Raw genomic sequence first — 19,824 nt, 5'->3', positions numbered from 1 at the left:
GATATCTTCATTGTTTAGCAAGATCATGAATCTCTTGTAATTTTTCATAAACAAAAATCCAAGTCGTTAAGAATAATGTAATTTTTCTAGCATAAACTGCGCGAATCTAGGAAAATAGAGCGCTTTATCGCTATCAATCAGCGAACTGTTTTTTCGCCTCGATTTGGACAATTTATGAAGTTTGAAAAATTAGGTCAGTCTGGTCGCGCTCGACGCGGACGCTTAACCTTGGAACATGGTGTCGTTGAAACACCGATGTTTATGCCTGTCGGAACTTACGGTACTGTTAAAGGCATGCTCCCACGTGATATTGAAGAAATTAAATCACAGGTCATTTTAGGAAATACCTTTCATTTATATCTACGCCCTGGTCTAGATGTCATTCGTGAGCACGGTGGTCTACATGGTTTTATGAAATGGAATAAACCAATTTTGACTGACTCTGGTGGCTTCCAAGTATTTAGCTTAGGCGCAATGCGTAGTATCAAAGAGGACGGCGTAACATTCCGCTCTCCAATTGATGGCTCTAAAGTCTTCCTTTCTCCTGAAATTTCGATGGATATTCAACATACATTGAATTCAGATATCGTGATGATTTTTGATGAATGTACACCCTATCCAGCGACTCACGAAGAAGCTCAGAAATCGCTACAACTTTCATTGCGTTGGGCAAAGCGTTGTAAGACTCAACATCATGACGTGTTAAAAAACCGCAATGCCCTGTTTGGTATTATTCAAGGCGGCATGTATGAAGACCTCCGCCAAGAATCCCTAAATGGATTAAAAGAAATCGGTTTTGATGGTTACGCGATTGGCGGTCTTTCTGTAGGCGAGCCAAAAGAAGAGATGATCAAAGTCCTTGATTATCTTCCAGAGCAAATGCCTGCGGATAAACCACGTTATTTAATGGGTGTAGGCAAACCAGAAGACATCGTTGAAGCTGTTCGTCGTGGTGTAGACATGTTTGACTGTGTTATGCCAACTCGTAACGCACGTAATGGACATTATTTTGTTACGGACGGTTTAGTGCGTATACGAAATGCGAAATACCGCCATGATCAAAGCCCACTTGATCCGCATTGTGATTGTTACACTTGTACCAATTTTACCCGTTCGTATCTATACCATTTAGAAAAATGTGGTGAGATGCTTGCATCAATGCTTGGCACAATCCATAACCTCCGTTATTACTTGCGTTTAGCAGAAATGATGCGTGATGCATTAGATAACGGAACATTTGATGATTTTGTTCACGATTTTTATGCACGCCGTGGGCTTGAAGTACCACCTTGTCCGCAAGATTAATACATCAGTATTTGCGCTGAGCAAAAAGACAATGTAAATTGCTGAACAAGCCGATTTTTTATCATCTTTTTTGATATTTTTAGTTTAGGAAAATGAAATGAGCCTTTTTATTTCGACTGCACACGCAGCTGGTGAAGCTGCACAACAACCAAGCTTAGTTGCTAACTTATTGATGATTGCAGTATTCATTGCAATTTTCTACTTCTTAATTTGGCGTCCTCAAGCAAAACGTGCGAAAGAACATCGCACTTTGGTTGAGAGCTTAGGCGTTGGCAGCGAAATCGTTTTTGCAGGCGGTTTAATGGGCCGTATTACTAAACTCGAAGGTGATTTCGCTGTGGTTGAATTAAACCGTGGCAACGAAGTTAAAATTCAGCGTGCAAGCGTGATTTCAGTATTACCTGAAGGCACACTAAATAACCTTTAATTATAAAATAGTCGTGCAGCTGCACGACTTTTTTCATTTTAAGAAGAAAGCGAATGCGTTACCCAGCATGGAAATATTTACTCATTCTAGTTGTACTAGTCGTGAGTACATTATATGCCCTGCCAAGTTTGTATCCTGATGAACCAGCTGTCCAAATTTCTGGTGCAAAAGCTGGTTCTGTCATTGATGACACAGTGATTCAAAAAGCAGAGCAACTATTAAAAAGCAACAATATCCAATCCCACAATAACAGCTTTACTCAAAATGCTGCCCTTCTACGTTTAGACAGTTCTGAAGCCCAATTAAAAGCAAAAGATATCCTACGTGAAGGTCTGGGTGAAAACTATGTTGTTGCATTAAACCTCGCACCAACAACACCTGAATGGTTACAGAAAATCGGTGCACGACCAATGAAACTTGGTCTTGATTTGCGCGGTGGTGTCCACTTCCTCCTTGAGGTGGATATGGACAAAGCGATTGCGCAGCGTATGGAAACTTCGGCTGCTGACTTGCGACGCGAATTCCGTGAGAACAAGATCAAATTCAATAGTCTTTCACTAAATAACAATGCGATCACTGTTCAATTTGCTAACAATGAAGATCGTGCAGCAGCGATGGATCAACTTCGTCGTAACGGCAATAAATATACTCAACAAGCACTTGCAACTGAAAATGGTGCCAGTCTTCGTTTAACCTATACAGACACCACGAAGCAAGAAATTCAGTCATATGCGTTAGATCAAAACTTAACAACACTTCGCAATCGTATTAATGAACTTGGTGTTGCAGAAGCATTGGTTCAAACCCAAGGTAGCAACCGTATTGTGGTTGAATTACCAGGTGTCCAAGACACAGCTGAAGCAAAACGTATCTTAGGTCGTACAGCAAACTTAGAATTCCGTTTGGTGTCTGATCTAAATGATCAATATATTGATCCTTATTCAGGGAAATATAATGGTCAACCCTTACCTCCAGGGACAGAAGTATTCGCCTATGAGTCTTTAGACAGTGGTCGTGAACTTTTACTTAACCGTAATCGTATTCTGACGGGTGAGCGTGTACAAAATGCTTCTTCAGGCTTTGGACAAGATAGTGGTACAGCAGAAGTTAACATTACCCTTGATAATGCAGGTGGTAAGTTAATGTCAGATGCGACTCGTAGCGCTGTTGGTAAGCGTATGGCGGTACTGTTCATTGAGAATAAACAACGTATCAGTTACGTTGAAGATCCTGAAACAGGTGCACAAACTGAAGTACGCACACCATATACTGAATCTGTCGTCATTAATGCAGCAAATATTCAAGCAGTACTGGGTTCACAGTTCCGTATTACTGGTTTAGATTCACCTCAAGAAGCAGCTGAGCTAGCTTTAATGCTTCGTGCAGGTGCGCTCGCTGCGCCAATGTACTTTGTTGAAGAGCGTGTTATCGGTCCAAGCTTAGGTCAAGAAAACATCGATAAGGGTGTACTATCCACTCAAATTGGATTCATCTTGGTCGCAATTTGGATGGTGGTATTCTTCCGCTTATTCGGTGTCATTGCGAACTTCGCTCTAGTATTTAACTTAGCCATGATCTTGACGGTTATGTCTTGGATCGGTGCTTCATTAACGCTGCCAGGTATTGCAGGTATCGTTATTACCATCGGTATGGCGGTGGATGCAAACGTTCTAATTTGCGAGCGAATACGCGAGGAAATCAAATGGGGAGCATCGCCTAAACAGGCGATTGTTGCAGGTTATGATCGAGCTTATAACACCATCTTTGACTCGAACTTAACCACATTCCTTGTTGCATTTATCCTCTTTGCCATTGGTACTGGTCCGATCAAAGGATTTGCCGTGACACTCATGATTGGTATTGTTTGCTCGATGTTTACTGCGATTACAGTAACCCGTGCAATTGTACAGATCATTTACGGTAAAAAACGTAACTTGAAAAAGTTGAGCATTTAGGAGATCTATCATGACTGAAAATACTCAACTCGAATCAAAACAGTACGGCCGTCCAGACAACGAACGCGTAATTCCTTTCATGAAGATTGCAAAGCCAGCAGCTTGGCTTTCAATCATCCTCACTATTGCAAGTATCTTCTTTATTGCGACCAAAGGTCTTAATTTAGGACTAGACTTTACTGGTGGTGTTGCAGCTGAATTGAATTATACCAATCCTGTAAAACCCTCTGAAGTTACGCAAGCATTAAGTAATGCGGGTTTCAATGATGCTGTAGTTCAAACCTTAGGTTCTGAACGAGATTTAATGGTTCGTATGCCTGTTCAAGAAGACCTTGAAGCGGAAGATTTAACCAAAGCAATTACCACTGCAGTTCAGTTAGACAATAATCCAGTCACTGTTCCAAAAGTGGATGTTGTTGGTGGTCAAGTTGGAAACGAACTTTACGTTAAATCAGCAGGTGCTGTGGCTTTAGCACTGATTATCATGCTGATTTATGTGACGATTCGCTTCGAATTCAAGTTGGCAATGGGTGCAGTTCTATCGTTATTTCACGATATTATCGTGACTCTTGGTATTTTTGCATTGATGCAGTGGCCATTTGACTTAACCGTGCTGGCTGCCCTGCTTGCGATTATTGGCTTCTCATTAAACGATAATATTGTTGTCTCGGATCGTATTCGTGAAAACTTCCGTAAAATTCGTGGGGCAGAACCTCTTGAGATCATCAATATTGCATTGACTGAAACCTTACGTCGTACCATCCACACTTCGATGACGCTATTGCTTGTGGTCGTTGCTATGATGATCATGGGCGGCGATGGTTTGAAATGGTTCTCGATTGCAATGTTTGTCGGTGTTTTTGTCGGAACATATTCTTCGATTTATATCGGTACTGCATTTGCATTGTGGCGTGGTCTGAACCGCCAAGACTTTATTGTTCAAGTAAAACCTGAATTTGAAGAGGAAGAAGAAATTCCTCAATAAACATTCAGTACAAAAAAGCCCATCAAATGATGGGCTTTTTTAATGTTGAGTGATTTGAATTTGAGGAATTGCAAAACCACGGCAAGAGTATTCACTTCGCCATGCGACTGTCAGCATACAATCCATGATTTCAAAATTCTGATAAGCAAATACCCCTAAGACTGGATGCTCACAAACCCCACCCATGTGTGTGGTATGGGCATTGGTATTCAACTCATTTAAGCTCATGCGGATTCCCATCCCATGTGCCTTCAAAATTGCTTCCTTAATGGTCCAGACTTTAAACCAATAGCGAGAATCAAAATCCAATTCTGCCCATATCGCATATTCCAGTGGATGAAATGCATGTTTGGCTAAGGCTTCGAATCGAATTGATCGATTCAGCTCCTCAATATCCACACCCAAATCTCGAATGCGATGTGAGGTAGCTAAAGCATAATAATGTTGACTATGACTATGATTAAACTCAAAGTTTGAAAATTCCTTCAAAAAAGGTTTTCCATCTTTTGTTTGGTCAATATCCTCATTTTTTATTGTTCTGTTTAATTTACTTCCTAGTAAGCTGTTGCGATATTGGTGAATCATGTTTTTTCTAAGACTGATTTCTTCTGTGCGTGTGAGATTTTCAGGAACTTGAAAAAAAGAAGAAATTTTTGAAATATCAATTTGAATATGACGGGTCATAATAGGGTTCTCAATGATTCCATTTATCTTAATTTATTCGCATCATAAAAAAAGCCCAAACTTCACATTTGGGCTTTCTGAACTGAATTTACAATTGATTAACCGCGTTTGAACTTCTTCTCGGCTTTCTTAAACTTCTGCACATAACGACGTTTTCGTGCCGCAGTACGTTCATCAATTTGAGATTTACGACCTTCAAATGGGTTTTCTGAAGTTTTGAATTCAATTTTTACAGGTGTACCTTCAAGTTTATACACTTTACGGAACACGTTTTCTAAGTAACGACGATAGTCAGCTGGGGTTTTATCAACTTTATTACCGTGAATCACAATCGTAGGTGGGTTTTGACCACCAATATGCGCATAACGCATTTTAATTGCACGACCTTGAACTTTAGGTGGATGATGCGCGTCTGTTGCATCTTTTAAGATCTCAGTGATTTTCGCTGGAGATACTTTCAAACGTGAAGATTCATATGCACGATGAATTGAAGGATAAAGCTCACCCACACCTGTACCATGCAAAGCAGAAATTAAATGGATTTTTGCCCATGGAATAAAGTCAAAACGACGCTCAACATCCAATTTACATTGTTTGCGGTCATATTCTGACATATTGTCCCATTTATTGATCGCAATCACCATCGCACGACCAGCTTCAATCGCATATCCAATCAAATGCAAGTCTTGCTCAACAATACCTTCACGCGCATCAACAACAACAACGACAACGTTGGCATCTTTCATTGCTTGTAAAGTCTTTACGATTGAGAATTTCTCAATCATTTCATCCACTTTACCTTTACGACGAACACCGGCAGTGTCAATGAGCGTATATTTTCGACCATCACGCTCAAATGGGATGTAAATTGAGTCACGTGTAGTACCAGGCTGGTCAAAAGCAACGACACGTTCTTCACCTAACAGGCGATTAACTAATGTTGACTTACCTACGTTCGGACGACCGATAATCGCTAGACGAAGCCCAGTATCTTCATCACGCTGTTCACTTAGGTCATCTTCTGGCACATCTTCAAGCACTTCTTCGAGCATTTGTTGAACACCACGCCCATGGCTTGCAGCCACTTGCATCGGTTCACCCATACCCAACTTAAAAAACTCAACCAATGCTGCCTCTGCATGGACACCATCGACTTTGTTGGCAACTAAAAATACTTTTTTACCGAGTGTACGTAACTCACGCGCAATCTGTTCATCAGAAGCTAGAAGACCTGCACGCGCATCGACAACAAAGATAATCATATCTGCTTCATGAATCGCAGTTTTAGACTGCTCTGCCATGTAAGAGTCGATCCCACCTTCGTTTTCACCGATACCGCCAGTATCTACAACGATAAATGATTTATTTTGATAAACTGCATCACCATATTTACGGTCACGAGTAAGACCGGCAAAGTCTGCAACAAGCGCGTCACGACTTTTGGTAATCTGGTTAAACAGCGTTGATTTTCCGACGTTCGGACGACCAATGAGCGCAATAACGGGTTTCATAGATTAACCTTTAACAAGATCAGCCAACTCAATTGGCCTGAGCATCAGAAACTGTGGAAGAAGTTAGACGAATCATCTACTTAAAAATAAAAATGTCGGGGTCTGAAAATTCAACACCCCGAACTTAAAATATGTATTCAGCGACTAGTTTACCATAAGCAGAGAAAAAATTAACGATTCTGCCAAATTGTAAGTGCGCCTGTACGTGTCACTGAGTAAAGCTGATTGTTTACTACACGTAACGAACGTACTTCACCACGCGTTTTTTCACGACCAACAAGTTGACCATTTTTAGGATCTATAAGGTGGAGTACCCCCTCATAATCACCTACCACTAAATACTGACCTAACATTACGGGGTTGCTTAATTGACGGTTAAGCAATTGATCATTAGTCCATAACGGCTGACCCGTCACCAGATCAAACGATACAATTTTACCATCTGTTTGCGTGACGAAGACTTGGCGACCTGCAACTTCAGCACGATTAATACTGCTTGCATCTTCACTCCAAATCACACGTTGCGAAACTAGATCTAGTACAGTGACTTGGCCTTGATAGCTAGTGGTTACAACCAATTGTCCTGCAACGATTGGATCTGCATCCACATCAACTAAACGCTGTATATCAGAACGACCATCGCTGACTGCCACACGTCTTTGCATACGCAAAGTTCCAGTGAGACTATCAATTGCGTACACGTATGCATTTGACGAGGCCACTAACACTGTTCGTGGGTCTAAGCGCACAGGTGAAGCTTGACCGCGTAAGCTCAATTGTTCGTTAGGCATACGATAGGTCCACACTTGTTGACCTGTTTTTTCATCCAGACCAAACACCGTACCGTCATTTGCAACAACGATCACTCGACCAGTCTGAATAAGCGCCGCACTCAAAATTGCACCACTTAATTGCGCCGTCCAACGGATATCACCCGTTTTTTGATCGAGAGCAAACAGTTGACCTTTCTTGTTGCCGACGATCACTAACCCATTGGCCGCTTCAACACCTGAACTTAAACCAAGCTTTGTAACTTGTTTTTCCCAGACACGCTGCTTACCTTGATATGCAGAAACCTGTCCCTTAGGATCTAAAAAGTATAAAACACCTTGATCATTCGCCATTCTCAAACGCAATGGATCAGCAGTATCCGTCGCTGAAACGTTATGTGAAAAAATAGGTGCTAAGCTCACCGATTGCTGAATTTTAGGCAACGGATTAGGTTTCACCTTTTCTTCTTTCACCGTATTGCTTGTACACGCCATTAGTGCACACGACAATGTCGCTAGAACAAAAGAAATTTTATACTTTCTATCCATTAAGACTCATCCGTTTGTATATCTAAAATTGGGCGCTCAATTTCAGGATCATCTACTAATATGCCAACACTTTCGAGTTTAATTTGTAAGATTTGGCGTTCTTGTTTAGTTGCAATTAAGTTATCCCATGCGCTCTGATAAGCTTTTTTCGCATTTTCAATATCATTCTTAGCAATATAAATATCGCCACGTGCTTCATCTACAGTTGTTTTGAAAGCGGGCAAATTTAACCCAGACAGTGTTTTTAAAGCCTCATCATATTTTTTTTGTGCCAGTTGAGCATCTGCTAAACGAAGCTTAATGATGTGTTGTAAACCTTCATCTTTGATTTGAGCATTTTCAATTTTTTTCAATTCACGTTCAGCTTTGGCATAATTCTCTTGATCATAAGCCAATTTTGCCATTACAAATTGCGTTTGAACCGCATGAATCGAATCAGGATTTTCTTTTACAATTTTTTCTGCAGTTCCATCCAAAGCAGTCGCTACTTTAGGATCAGTTGTTGCAGCTTTCGCTTCATCAACTAAGAGCTGTACTTTAGCAGTCTGTATTTGATCTTCTGCTGCGTTTTTCTTCTTCCAATATTCCCATCCGAAAAAGGCGATCAGGGCAAGAAGAATCAGCGTAATCAACGCCGATCCATATTTCTTAAAAAACGACTTTGCTGTATGCAGTTGTTCTTCGTCAGTCATTGCGCTCATATGATCGCCCTTTCCTTATGTTCTTAAATTTATTTTGAAGATAGTTTATCAATGATGAACGGCACAATGTCATTGACCGCTACTTGTGTCTGCTCTGCTGTAGCCAACGCTTTGACTGAAAGTTGTTGCACCTCAGCTTCACGCTCACCAAAGATTAAGGCATAAATTGCACCAGACTGATCCGCTTTTTTCATTTGACTTTTCATCGAGCCTTGAGAGCCAACTTTCAGACGCACTGAACTGCTTGCAGCTTCAAGTTGATCTCGAATTTGCTCAGCCAAAACTAAAGCTTTACCTTGCGTCGAAGGATCTGCAAGTAAAAATACTTCACAATCACGTACTGGTGTATTGTCTTCTACTTGTTCTAAAAGAAGCAATAAACGCTCAATACCCATTGCAAAACCAACCGCAGGAACCGATTGATCTGGTTTACCTTTTAACTGACCCACTAAACCATCATAACGACCACCAGCACAAACCGTACCCTGTGAACCGAGATGTGTCGTCGTCCATTCAAATACAGTTTTATTATAGTAATCCAAGCCACGAACCAACTTTTGGTTAATGACAAATGAAATACCTGCATCGGTTAGATATTGCTGTAATTGTTGGAAATGTGCCAGCGTCTCTTCACCCATAAAGTCATGAAGTTTAGGCGCATTTTCTAAAATGCTTTGAGTTTTAGCATCTTTAGAGTCCAAAATACGCAGTGGATTCGTCGTTAAACGACGCTGCGAATCTTCATCTAAATCTGACTTATGTGATTCTAAAAACTCAACCAAGGCTGCACGATAAGCTGCACGCTCATCTGACTCACCTAAAGTATTAAGCTCTAATTGAACTTTGTCCGCAACACCCATCCGTTTCCACAGACGCGCAGTCATCAAAATCAGTTCAGCATCTTGATCAGGAGTTGCAACACCAAACGTTTCCACACCAAATTGATGGAATTGACGGTAACGACCTTTTTGCGGTTTTTCATAACGGAACATCGGTCCAATATACCAAACACGCGGTGTCGCACCACGAAGCAAATTATGTTCGAGCATAGCACGTACACAACCCGCAGTACCTTCAGGACGTAAAGTCAAAGACTCAGGAGGATTACCTTTATCTAAAAACGTATACATCTCTTTTTCAACGATATCCGTTGCATCACCAATAGAACGCTTGAACAAGTTTGTCTGTTCAACCATCGGCAAACGAATTTGTTGATAGCCATAGGCATCCATCAAACCAGACAGATGCTGTTCAAGACGTCTCCAAGCTGGGGTTTGCGTTGGGAGAATGTCATTAAAACCTTTGATTGCGACGATTGAACTCATGATCTACTCAGAAAAACCTGTGCGAATAATCTCTTTTGATTTAGCTTTTTCAAGCTCGTTAACACGTTGACGAACCATATTTTCGATTTCGTCAACCAATTGATTTGTGTCAATTAAATGACTCTTTTCACCATTACGATACACCAGTGAACGTGGACTTGCGCCCACTACACCAATATCAGCTTCTTTAGCTTCACCAGGACCGTTGACTTTACACCCGATGACAGAAACATCCATTGGAGTACGTACATCTTCCAAACGCTCTTCAAGCATTTGCATCACTTTGATGACATTAAATTCTTGACGTGAACAACTTGGGCAAGCAATAAAGTTAATACCATTTGAACGTAAGCCCAAAGATTTAAGAATATCAAAACCAATTTTGATTTCTTCCTCAGGTTCCGCTGCTAATGAAATTCGCATAGTGTCGCCAATGCCTTCCATTAACAATCCGCCCAGTGCAATTGCCGACTTCACCGAACCAGTACGGTAAATTCCAGCTTCAGTCACCCCTAAATGTAAAGGATTGTCAATTTGTTGTGACAACAAACGATAAGCATCCATCGTCAAAAAGACATTCGATGCTTTCACTGACACTTTAAACTCTTGGAAATCCAAACGATCTAAAATATCAATATGACGCATTGCTGACTCAAGCAAAGCTTGACCTGTTGGCTCACCATATTTCTTTTGAATATCTTTTTCGAGAGAGCCTGCATTGACTCCAATTCGCATTGAAATATCGTTGTGACGAGCCGCAGCAACCACTTCACGAATCTTTGCTTCTGAACCGATATTCCCTGGGTTAATACGCAGACAATCTGCACCCAAATCTGCAACAGCTAAAGCAATTTTATAGTCAAAATGGATATCGGCAACGAGTGGAACTTGCACTTGTTTACGGATTTCTCCAAAAGCAGTAGCGGCTTCCATACTCGGTACAGACACACGCATAATATCCGCACCCGCATCCACACAACGTTGAATTTGTGCAACTGTTGCAGCTACATCACACGTTTCAGTATTGGTCATGCTTTGAATACTGATTGGCGCATCGCCACCCACATACACAGAACCTACGCGAATTTTACGCGTTGGTTTGCGTCGAATCGGATTCTCGATCATCGTTTTACCTTTAACCCATTAACGTGATAAACGGAATTCAGCTTTTCCGTTTACGGTATATGGTGACAATGAAATATTTTCATTATTTAAACTCAATGAAACGGCTTGAGCATCATCTAATCGAATTTGGAATGGAGACTGTCCATTCAAACTAATCGCAGTTGATTGGCGTCCAGTTGCTAAAACTTTACCCGTACTGTCCACAATGTGTACTGATGTAGGGCGGCTAAAACTGAGATTCATCGTATCGCCTGATACTGCTTCAGTCGTGCCTGTACCATTGTTTAAGGTCAGAATTTGGACATTGTTGGATTGATTCGTATCAGAGTTTGACGAATCGCCTTTAGCAGCCCATTTTTGGATTGCGGAGATTAATAGCCAAGCCACGCCCAAAATAATTAACGCAATCACGATGCGTTTAATCCACTTGCGATTACGTACGCTTTTCGAGCCAGGAAGTTTCCCCATAATTTTAATTGGAGAATTGTTCAAAGCATGATTTGGCAGTAAACCTGTATCATTTTGATAGATTTCATCAAAACGTTGAATCAAAGCAGAGGCATCAACTTTGAGATACTTCGCATACGAACGATAATATCCCTTAATGAAAGTCGCTTCTGGCAACGATTTGTATTCGTCTTGCTCTAACGCTTCAAGCGTTTTTACTGGCATTTTCAAATCACCAGCAACTTTGACCAGATCACGTTGTTGAGAAATACGGATTTGACGCAAATACTCGCCAGGGCGTTGAATATTTCCTAAAGCATTAGGTGCTACGTTTGAACCAGTAGGTTGCTGTGAATTAGGATTTACTTCCATACGGCCTCAGTATTGAACTGTAATTGCAAATAACGTTGAAATTCTTGACTATTTGGAAATAAAGTACGCAACTGATTCACCAGCACATACATTCCCGTTCTATCACCATTGGCACGTGCGATACGTAAACCAATCCAGAGTGCTCGCGCACCTTGATTTTGCTGGCCAACTTTGAGTACAAATTGCTCATATAGCTGACGCGCGGCAATATTATTCTTTTGCAGATAAAATATCTCTGCTAACTCTATCATTGAAACAGTCGAGTCACGATTGACTTGCAGTGCTTGTTTGAACGTTTTTTCAGCATTCGGTATATCCCCTAGAATGAGATAAATCCGCCCAAGGTTTTCTAATGCACGATGACGTTGGTCATATCCAAGCGTTGCGCCTGCAATTGAAAGCTGTTTAACAGCATCATTATATCGCTTCACTTGATACAAATAAGTACCATAGTTGTTACGTGCTTGCGCATTTTTAGGATCAATTGAAATAGCACGAGAAAAATAATGATCTGCACGTTGCATGTTGATGTCACTTCCTTCCTGCTGAAGCAACACCCCCATCATCATATTTGCAGTTGAATCGCGCGAATTAACCTCTAATGCCTGATCAAGCACACGTTTGGCAGCATCTAAATTCCCATTCCGAATATATTCAGCCGCCATTTGGGTACGAACTTTCACTGATTTCTCAGGATCCTTTTTGCTCGTATCGCCACTGGTAGTTTGGCATCCAAAGAAAAGCAATCCAGATAAAGCGACTGTCATCGTCATGACTATTTTTTTATACATCGGCTTGCTCAAATGATGCCTCCCTCTTTTTAATCATTCACATCTAAATGATACAACTAGCCTTGTGAACGCATAATTTCATTACGTTCTAGCACTTTTTTCTTCCATTGTTCTGCACGACGAGTACGGTCAGCCACTTGACCTACCAATTGACCACAAGCTGCGTCAATATCATCCCCACGTGTCTGACGAATCGTACACACAAAACCAGCATCAGACAAAGTTTTTTGGAAAGAAATGATGCGATTTCGGCTCGAACGCCCGTATGGTGCATGTGGGAATGGATTAAATGGAATCAAGTTAATTTTACTTGGTAAATTTTTCAACAACTTAATCATCTGCTGTGCATGTTCAGGATGATCGTTGACCCCGTCTAACATGACATACTCAATTGTGACATGCTTACGTGCACTTTCATTACCATCTTTAGTGATGTAACGCTGACACGCTGCAATGAGTTGGTCTAACGGATATTTTTTATTAATTGGTACTAATTCGTTACGTAACTCATCATTGGTTGCATGCAATGAAATTGCAAGAGCAACATCAATGTCTTGAGCCAATTGATCTATCTTCGGCACAACCCCTGAAGTTGACAGTGTGACACGGCGTTTAGACATTCCATAGGCGAAATCATCAAGCATGATACGCATTGAGTTAAGCACAGCATCATAGTTCAGTAATGGCTCGCCCATACCCATCATTACCACGTTGGTCACAGAACGCTCACGCTCAGCAACAGGCACATCTTCCATATAGGAATAGTTCGCCATCCACAACTGACCAATGATTTCAGCCTGTGTTAAATCGCGTTGAAAACCTTGTTTTCCTGTTGAACAGAACGAACAGTCCAAAGCACAACCGACTTGTGATGAAATACATAAGGTTTTACGCGAACCCGTTTTATCCTCAGCAGGAATCAGTACTGTTTCAACCAAAGAACCCGCACCATCACCTACACGGAATACCCACTTACGTGTTCCATCTTTAGAATAGTTTTTATGCACGACTTCTGGTGCTTTAATTTCACAAATCTTTTCAAGTTTTTCACGTAATTTCCCTGAAATATTGGTCATTTCAGCAAAATCAGTAACGAAGAACTGATGAATCCATTTCATCACCTGACCCGCACGGAACTTTTTCTCCCCCATATCCTCAAAGAATTTTTCCATTTGCGGACGTGACAGGCCAAGTAAATTCACTTTCTGTACAGTATCAGCCTGCTGTACTTGAACAGTAGTGGGCTGTTGTTCATCTAAATTGACGGATGAAGCGACAACTTCAGAATTCATGAGTATTACCTAAACCATAATGTGGGATAAAAGAACATGCTCAATTTTCAAGCAATAAAATCTTTCAGAAATAAAAAAACCAGATAAGCAGTATAGCACTTATCTGGTTTGAATACTGCGAATTAACGAGTACGTGGAGCGATCTCAGTTTGAGCGAAGAAGTAGTTAACTTCACGATCAGCAGATGCTACAGAGTCAGAACCGTGAGCAGCGTTTTCATCGATACTTACAGCGAAGTCAGCGCGGATTGTACCTGGAGCAGCTTCTTTAGGGTTAGTAGCGCCAAGGATGTCACGGTGAGCAAGAACTGCATTTTCACCTTCAAGAACTGATACAACAACTGGACCAGAAGTCATGAACGCAACGAGGTCAGCAAAGAAACCACGTTCTTTGTGCTCAGCATAGAAGCCTTCAGCTTCAGCTTGAGTTAAATGTTTCATTTTAGTCGCAACGATTTTAAGACCAGCTTTTTCGAAACGAGCAAAGATGTCACCGATGTGGTTTTTAGCAACTGCATCTGGTTTAACGATAGATAAAGTACGTTCAATAGCCATGATTGGCTCCTTTAGTCAAATTGACATGAAAATTTTGGCGCATTATACCGAATAATGCGCGATTATCTGCTTTTCGCGTGTAAAAAAATGGTTTTTTTCGATCGATGAATTATCGAGCTTCGTCAATCCAAGCCATTTGAATTGCTTCTAACAACCCTTCTGTTGATTTGTTTGGATCATCTTCGAACTCTGGAAGCGCACAAACCCATGCATGAAGATCAGTAAAACGGATCCATTGTGGATCTACATCTGGATGGGCTTCATACAGTTCAATTGCGATATCAAGGGTGTCTGTCCAACGTAAACCCATACTTATTCCTAAATCATCTTTGGTGAATTCATGGCTTAATTTTAGCAAAAAGCAAATCAAGACGTACAATTATATTGCTTTTGTACGCCTTACCATGCAATCAACTTACCCTCACAATATGATATTCAATGCTGGAGCAGCCAAGATAATACCACTTGCAACCGTCGCCCCAATTAAGGCACCAACTAAAACATCAGTTGGATAATGCAATCCCAATACCATGCGCGACAAAGCAACCAAAATGGTAAATGGCATCATCATCACCAGCAAGACAGGCTCTACATAACCCAATACGATTGTTGCCATTACTGCATGCAATGTATGACCAGAAGGAAAACTAAAATGATCTAGTGGTCTTTCGCCAATATGAATAACTTGGTGAACTTGGTATGGTCGTGGACGTACTGTTTTTGTTTTTAAAATTTTATAAATCAGCGTACCTAACGAAGCAGCTACAACAATATATAAAATTTGAATAGTGTATTGCGGTCCTTGCAGTAGCCACACCAACGCCACCATCATGTACCAAAAAACTCCATCTCCGAGCCGACTAATAATTTTAAATATGAGCGCAATACTTTGTGTATGCGATAGATTATTGAAATAGAGACATCCTCTTAGATCAAGATCGAGTATTTTTATTTTGGTATTTTTAAAATTCATTTCACTCTACTCCTATCGTTCAGGCCGTGAGCGTTTTCTGCTGCACGACACGATAAAATGCATGTTCGAGTTGTTGAACTGGATGTTGCCATCCGACTTGTTGTACTTTTTTCAATGCTTGCATCCCCATTGCATGCAAGCGTTTGTTCTGGGGCAGATTAACAATATATTGAACCAAAGTTGCAGGCTCACCCAAAGGTGCTAACCATGCTGTTTCCGCATCTAAATACTGCTTAGCACAAGCATAATCATAAGCAACGACAGGCAATGCACTCGCCATCGCTTCAAGCACGACATTGCCAAATGTCTCTACTTGACTGGCAAAAACAAATACATCTGCGCTTGCAAATGATTCAGCAAGATTTGTACCACTTAAGCTTCCAGTAAAGATGATATCGGTATGTTTGCTCTGACGAACCAAACGCGAATAATCGGGCCCATCCCCCACGATGACCAACTTAAATCTGCGCGTTGTTTGTGTTTTAAGTTTTAAATAGGCATCAATTAACACCTGAATTTCTTTTTCAGGTGAAACACGACCAACATAAAGTAGCACAGTTGTATTCTCACAAGCATCCCATTGTCGTCTGAGTTGTACACTTCGAAAAGTAGGTGAAAACTTTTCAACATCCACCCCAGTCTTAATCACTTCAACTTGACATGTAACACCAAAGTTACGTATCGCATCAGCCGAGTCCTGACTTGGTACACAGGTCAATTGCGTATTGTTATGAAACCATTTGAGATAGTGTTGAATCGGCTTGACCATAAAAGCAAGATCATAAAAACGACTAAAGTCATGAAAAGCAGAATGAAAACCACTACTCACAGGAATCTTTTTGTTTTTTGAGAGCTGAAGTACCGCTAAACCTAATGGTCCTTCCGTCACGATATGCACCAAATCTGGTTGAAATTCATCAAAAGCTTTAGCCACTTTGCCATACTGTGGCCAGCCAAATTGCATATGGGCATACTTCGGAATGGTTTGACCATTCACCAAACACTCACGGTTCGGAGAAAATTCCGAACATATTTGTTTTTGTGAAGGTCGTACCAATAGAATTTTGTGACCAAGCTTCTGTAAACCTTTGCAAATCTGTAGTAAAGACAATGAAACACCATTCAGTTCTGGCGGCCATGTCTCCGTAACGACAGCTATTTTTAATCTAGATCGCCCCAATTGCTCAAGCACCGATACATCCCGATCGGAGTTTTGATTTTTAAATTTTAGCCTCTGGTGATCATATTGCGTTGTCGATCTAGGCAATACAGTGTCCATGATTCCCATCATCACACCTCTTTTGTATTTTTTTCATACTTTTACTTTAGAGATGGATCATTTCATTATGATGATGATTTCATTAAATACTTGTCATAATTAGAATAGATGACTGATTCACCGACCACCCTCAAACACGCGACAAGAAACTACGAATTCAAAATAATTTAGTGACATAAAGTACGATGCACAGCAAAAAATAACGCTTGCTCAAAATCAATAACAGGTTTCAACCATCCTGTTGCAGCAACTGCAAGATGCGCTTTCTCACCCATTATTTTTAAATCGGGTTGATTCAATGTTGCTGTCATTGCTCGTTCGAACATATCTAGATCACCGAGAGGGATCAGCCATCCCGTTTCATTGTGCACAACATGCAGTTTGGCACATGCATAATCATAAGCCACCACAGGCAAGCCACTTGCCAATGCTTCAAGCGCGACATTTCCAAAGGTTTCAACTTGACTTGGAAAAATAAACACATCTGCACTGGCATATGCACATGCCAAATCATCACCAGTCAAACTTCCCATAAAAATAATATCAGGGTGATGATTCGCAAGGGCTTCAAGCCTTACTCGATCTGGCCCATCTCCGACAATGACCAATTTAGTATAATGATCAACCTCACCTTTCTTTTTCAAAAAAGTCCGAATAATCTGGTCTACTTCTTTTTCAGGTGACAACCGACCAACGGAAATCAGCACTCGTGTATGCTCATTTGCATTCCATTGCTCTCTGAGCAACTCCGATCTTTTATTCGGATTAAATAATTGGGTATCAACACCTCTCCCCACCACCCTTAACTCACCGCTTACTCCCATTTGTTTTAAAGCATGCTGTGTATCTAAACTTGGCACACAAGTCACGTCTGTCTTATTGTGAAACCATGTTAAATATTTTGAGATAGGTTTAACGAGAAAAGGAAACTCAAAATATCGACTAAACTCTTGAAAAGCAGAGTGAAAACCACTTGAAACAGGAATATTCTGAGTTTTAGCCACCATTAGACTCGCAAATCCCAATGGCCCCTCTGTCACAATATGCACAACATCTGGCTGAAATACCTCAACTGCTTTTGAGATTTTAGAAAACTGTGGCCAACCAAACTGTAAGGTGGGATATTTTGGAATCGCCTGAGCATGCACCCAACACTCTGCATCAGGTTTAAACCTTTTACATTTCACTTTGGGTTGAGGACGTATCAACAAAATTTGATGACCTCGCTTCTGCAAACCCAGACATAAATTCATCAGTGAGTTTGCAACACCATTAATCTCTGGTGACCATGTCTCAGTCACAATGGCAATTTTTAATTGAGGATGTCGTTTAGGCTGATCAGCATCAGGAAGAAGAATAAAATCCTCAAATGACGTATTTTTTTTAATGTCCAATAATTCAAATAATTTTTTTTGTTGTGTTGCTTGTAAATTTAGGAGTGCCATCATCACACCTTTTATTGATGTTATCCCTAAAATTTATAAGAACATAATGTCAATATGATGATGGTTTCATGACAGCTTTGTCATAAGGCTCATTCAGATTTTCACATTTTTAAGGCTCTTGCTCTTGAACACGATCTACATCACTACCTAGATCATTCTCTTGCTTTTGACCAGAGTTAACTGGTGGTTCTTCAATCCGTTTTTCCAAGTTTTCTCCTTGAAGTGCTACAGAGGATTCTGATGATGTCCGATCTTCTAATTGTTTAGTTTCTTGTTCAGCGTTAACTGCAACTGGTTTCAAACTGCCTTCAACAATTGTATAAACCTGTCCATTAGAAAAATCGATGTGCTGTTTATCACCATGTAATAGTGCAAATCCAACGATTTGCTCGTACTGCTCTGCACGTTTAAATTTTTGTTAAACAGAATCATAAATCCAGTAAATAAAACGACGATCTTGAAGCGTTTTATCCTCTGACAGATCAGAGAGCACTACATCATAGTAACCATCAAAATTCATATCCATATAACCAATACTATTGGGAAACGATTGAAAGCCTTCAAGTATTTGCATGCTTTTTTGATTGGCTTTATCAAACACCTCGATACGTGTCATTAATTGTTTGAAAGGATGTTCTGATTTAGATATGCCGTAGAAATTAAAACTCACATCAGGCATATTTTTTACTTTAAAAGCAGGCTCGAATTTCTTTGTTCGAATCACACCCGCATGATTGACCAATGTAGATTTAAACACATTCGTTTTATAGTTAAGCTGTTCTTTAAACTCTTGAAATGTATTTGAATCATCACTCGATTGTTCTGCTTTAAAAAAACTTGATCGCCTTTTTGCTCCCCTTTAAATTGGATAGCGACGTTGTCTTTGAGCGAAGTAAGCGTTGCGTTTGGATGAAGCACATCCAAATAAAGACTCAAAAAATATTCGTTATCTGTTGACCTTAATAATCGCTGCATTGATAAGCGAACATTATCCAAGACAAGCTCAGCATCACTATTTGGCGTTTTTTTCTCAATATCAATGGTTTGTTGCGCCCATCTACAGATGGGCTAAATCGCCAATAAGTAACATACAAACGATAATTTCATTCCCAACCTCAATCCTTGAGTTATTAAGTATTCTTGTTAGATACTAATTATTATGTTTAGCTAAGCCTCACTCAGCTAAAACTTGATCTACCTGTCATTGAGTTACTTTTTAATGACTATTTTTATCATGCCTGTCGTCTTTTTTTAATGCATTACAAAAAAGACAAGTCTCAGGATTCAAGGTTCCTAAAATAGTGGTAACCTATTATCAATAATCCAAGGTATGA

General features: G+C 40.4%; 20 protein-coding genes. 4 read left to right on the top strand and 16 right to left on the bottom strand.

Going from position 1 to position 19,824, the window contains the following annotated elements; translation table 11 throughout:
* The first annotated feature begins 174 nt into the window (after nt 1-174).
* The 4 genes from tgt to secF all read left to right on the top strand — a co-directional run bounded on the left by tgt (nt 175) and on the right by secF (nt 4,672).
* A complete protein-coding gene (tgt, locus tag AC1M9L_RS06745; RefSeq protein ID WP_035265598.1) occupies nt 175-1,305 on the top strand; it encodes a tRNA guanosine(34) transglycosylase Tgt in 1,131 nt (376 codons plus the stop codon).
* Nucleotides 1,306-1,402: 97 nt separating this feature from the next.
* Nucleotides 1,403-1,732: a preprotein translocase subunit YajC gene (gene yajC, locus AC1M9L_RS06740; protein WP_035265599.1), complete on the top strand. Its 330-nt coding sequence runs from the start codon at nt 1,403-1,405 to the stop codon at nt 1,730-1,732.
* Nucleotides 1,733-1,785: 53 nt separating this feature from the next.
* Nucleotides 1,786-3,687 carry a protein translocase subunit SecD gene (gene secD / locus AC1M9L_RS06735; RefSeq protein WP_035265600.1) on the top strand — a complete coding sequence of 634 codons (1,902 nt, stop codon included), beginning with the start codon at nt 1,786-1,788 and terminating at the stop codon, nt 3,685-3,687.
* 7 nt (nt 3,688-3,694) lie between these two features.
* Entirely contained in the window at nt 3,695-4,672 is a 978-nt protein-coding gene (secF, locus tag AC1M9L_RS06730; protein WP_481591756.1) for a protein translocase subunit SecF, read from the top strand.
* 39 nt (nt 4,673-4,711) lie between these two features.
* On the opposite strand, the gene AC1M9L_RS06725 is transcribed toward secF, so the two are convergent.
* From AC1M9L_RS06725 to AC1M9L_RS06650, 16 genes are all read right to left on the bottom strand, one after another.
* Nucleotides 4,712-5,356 carry a 4'-phosphopantetheinyl transferase family protein gene (locus tag AC1M9L_RS06725; protein WP_481591687.1) on the bottom strand — a complete coding sequence of 215 codons (645 nt, stop codon included), beginning with the start codon at nt 5,354-5,356 and terminating at the stop codon, nt 4,712-4,714.
* 98 nt (nt 5,357-5,454) lie between these two features.
* A complete protein-coding gene (der, locus tag AC1M9L_RS06720; protein WP_035265604.1) occupies nt 5,455-6,867 on the bottom strand; it encodes a ribosome biogenesis GTPase Der in 1,413 nt (470 codons plus the stop codon).
* Between the two features lie 170 nt (nt 6,868-7,037).
* Nucleotides 7,038-8,186 carry an outer membrane protein assembly factor BamB gene (bamB, locus tag AC1M9L_RS06715; protein ID WP_481591686.1) on the bottom strand — a complete coding sequence of 383 codons (1,149 nt, stop codon included), beginning with the start codon at nt 8,184-8,186 and terminating at the stop codon, nt 7,038-7,040.
* Nucleotides 8,186-8,887: a YfgM family protein gene (locus AC1M9L_RS06710; protein WP_481591685.1), complete on the bottom strand. Its 702-nt coding sequence runs from the start codon at nt 8,885-8,887 to the stop codon at nt 8,186-8,188. Before AC1M9L_RS06710 ends, bamB begins: the two co-directional genes overlap by 1 nt.
* 29 nt (nt 8,888-8,916) lie before the next feature.
* Nucleotides 8,917-10,212 carry a histidine--tRNA ligase gene (hisS, locus tag AC1M9L_RS06705; protein WP_481591684.1) on the bottom strand — a complete coding sequence of 432 codons (1,296 nt, stop codon included), beginning with the start codon at nt 10,210-10,212 and terminating at the stop codon, nt 8,917-8,919.
* Between the two features lie 3 nt (nt 10,213-10,215).
* Nucleotides 10,216-11,337: a flavodoxin-dependent (E)-4-hydroxy-3-methylbut-2-enyl-diphosphate synthase gene (gene ispG, locus AC1M9L_RS06700; RefSeq protein WP_481591683.1), complete on the bottom strand. Its 1,122-nt coding sequence runs from the start codon at nt 11,335-11,337 to the stop codon at nt 10,216-10,218.
* Between the two features lie 18 nt (nt 11,338-11,355).
* Nucleotides 11,356-12,156 (bottom strand): RodZ domain-containing protein, encoded by an 801-nt coding sequence (locus tag AC1M9L_RS06695; RefSeq protein ID WP_481591682.1) that lies wholly within the window; start codon nt 12,154-12,156, stop codon nt 11,356-11,358.
* The gene (gene pilW, locus AC1M9L_RS06690) at nt 12,147-12,947 is read right to left on the bottom strand and encodes a type IV pilus biogenesis/stability protein PilW (protein ID WP_179998933.1); all 801 of its coding nucleotides are present in this window, start codon (nt 12,945-12,947) and stop codon (nt 12,147-12,149) included. Before pilW ends, AC1M9L_RS06695 begins: the two co-directional genes overlap by 10 nt.
* A 56-nt stretch (nt 12,948-13,003) precedes the next feature.
* Entirely contained in the window at nt 13,004-14,239 is a 1,236-nt protein-coding gene (gene rlmN, locus AC1M9L_RS06685; RefSeq protein WP_481591681.1) for a dual-specificity RNA methyltransferase RlmN, read from the bottom strand.
* 122 nt (nt 14,240-14,361) lie between these two features.
* Nucleotides 14,362-14,793: a nucleoside-diphosphate kinase gene (ndk, locus tag AC1M9L_RS06680; RefSeq protein ID WP_035265623.1), complete on the bottom strand. Its 432-nt coding sequence runs from the start codon at nt 14,791-14,793 to the stop codon at nt 14,362-14,364.
* A gap of 109 nt (nt 14,794-14,902) precedes the next feature.
* Nucleotides 14,903-15,103 carry a Fe-S cluster assembly protein IscX gene (gene iscX, locus AC1M9L_RS06675; protein ID WP_035265625.1) on the bottom strand — a complete coding sequence of 67 codons (201 nt, stop codon included), beginning with the start codon at nt 15,101-15,103 and terminating at the stop codon, nt 14,903-14,905.
* A 111-nt stretch (nt 15,104-15,214) separates the two neighbouring features.
* Complete coding sequence (locus AC1M9L_RS06670; RefSeq protein ID WP_035265627.1) at nt 15,215-15,766, bottom strand: phosphatase PAP2 family protein; 552 nt, start codon at nt 15,764-15,766, stop codon at nt 15,215-15,217.
* 19 nt (nt 15,767-15,785) lie between these two features.
* Complete coding sequence (locus tag AC1M9L_RS06665; protein ID WP_481591680.1) at nt 15,786-17,057, bottom strand: glycosyltransferase family 4 protein; 1,272 nt, start codon at nt 17,055-17,057, stop codon at nt 15,786-15,788.
* Nucleotides 17,058-17,212: 155 nt separating this feature from the next.
* The gene (locus AC1M9L_RS06660) at nt 17,213-18,490 is read right to left on the bottom strand and encodes a glycosyltransferase family 4 protein (protein WP_481591679.1); all 1,278 of its coding nucleotides are present in this window, start codon (nt 18,488-18,490) and stop codon (nt 17,213-17,215) included.
* A gap of 109 nt (nt 18,491-18,599) precedes the next feature.
* The gene (locus AC1M9L_RS06655; RefSeq protein ID WP_481591678.1) at nt 18,600-18,791 is read right to left on the bottom strand and encodes a hypothetical protein; all 192 of its coding nucleotides are present in this window, start codon (nt 18,789-18,791) and stop codon (nt 18,600-18,602) included.
* Between the two features lie 117 nt (nt 18,792-18,908).
* Nucleotides 18,909-19,247, bottom strand: a complete 339-nt coding sequence (locus AC1M9L_RS06650; RefSeq protein WP_481591677.1) for a hypothetical protein — start codon at nt 19,245-19,247, stop codon at nt 18,909-18,911.
* Nucleotides 19,248-19,824 lie beyond the last annotated feature (577 nt).

The organism is Acinetobacter sp. ANC_7511 (genome assembly GCF_056779975.1).
The sequence above is the reverse complement of the archived record's forward strand: the minus strand, read 5'-3'. Positions and strand labels throughout refer to the sequence as shown.

Bases quoted from the DNA above. Each gene is read 5' to 3' on its own strand.
- tgt (WP_035265598.1), top strand. From the start codon at position 175: ATGAAGTTTGAAAAATTAGGTCAGTCTGGTCGCGCTCGACGCGGACGC.
- yajC (WP_035265599.1), top strand. From the start codon at position 1,403: ATGAGCCTTTTTATTTCGACTGCACACGCAGCTGGTGAAGCTGCACAA.
- secD (WP_035265600.1), top strand. From the start codon at position 1,786: ATGCGTTACCCAGCATGGAAATATTTACTCATTCTAGTTGTACTAGTC.
- AC1M9L_RS06725 (WP_481591687.1), bottom strand. From the start codon at position 5,356: ATGACCCGTCATATTCAAATTGATATTTCAAAAATTTCTTCTTTTTTT.
- der (WP_035265604.1), bottom strand. From the start codon at position 6,867: ATGAAACCCGTTATTGCGCTCATTGGTCGTCCGAACGTCGGAAAATCA.
- bamB (WP_481591686.1), bottom strand. From the start codon at position 8,186: ATGGATAGAAAGTATAAAATTTCTTTTGTTCTAGCGACATTGTCGTGT.
- AC1M9L_RS06710 (WP_481591685.1), bottom strand. From the start codon at position 8,887: ATGAGCGCAATGACTGACGAAGAACAACTGCATACAGCAAAGTCGTTT.
- hisS (WP_481591684.1), bottom strand. From the start codon at position 10,212: ATGAGTTCAATCGTCGCAATCAAAGGTTTTAATGACATTCTCCCAACG.
- ispG (WP_481591683.1), bottom strand. From the start codon at position 11,337: ATGATCGAGAATCCGATTCGACGCAAACCAACGCGTAAAATTCGCGTA.
- AC1M9L_RS06695 (WP_481591682.1), bottom strand. From the start codon at position 12,156: ATGGAAGTAAATCCTAATTCACAGCAACCTACTGGTTCAAACGTAGCA.
- pilW (WP_179998933.1), bottom strand. From the start codon at position 12,947: ATGTATAAAAAAATAGTCATGACGATGACAGTCGCTTTATCTGGATTG.
- rlmN (WP_481591681.1), bottom strand. From the start codon at position 14,239: ATGAATTCTGAAGTTGTCGCTTCATCCGTCAATTTAGATGAACAACAG.
- ndk (WP_035265623.1), bottom strand. From the start codon at position 14,793: ATGGCTATTGAACGTACTTTATCTATCGTTAAACCAGATGCAGTTGCT.
- iscX (WP_035265625.1), bottom strand. From the start codon at position 15,103: ATGGGTTTACGTTGGACAGACACCCTTGATATCGCAATTGAACTGTAT.
- AC1M9L_RS06670 (WP_035265627.1), bottom strand. From the start codon at position 15,766: ATGAATTTTAAAAATACCAAAATAAAAATACTCGATCTTGATCTAAGA.
- AC1M9L_RS06665 (WP_481591680.1), bottom strand. From the start codon at position 17,057: ATGATGGGAATCATGGACACTGTATTGCCTAGATCGACAACGCAATAT.
- AC1M9L_RS06660 (WP_481591679.1), bottom strand. From the start codon at position 18,490: ATGGCACTCCTAAATTTACAAGCAACACAACAAAAAAAATTATTTGAA.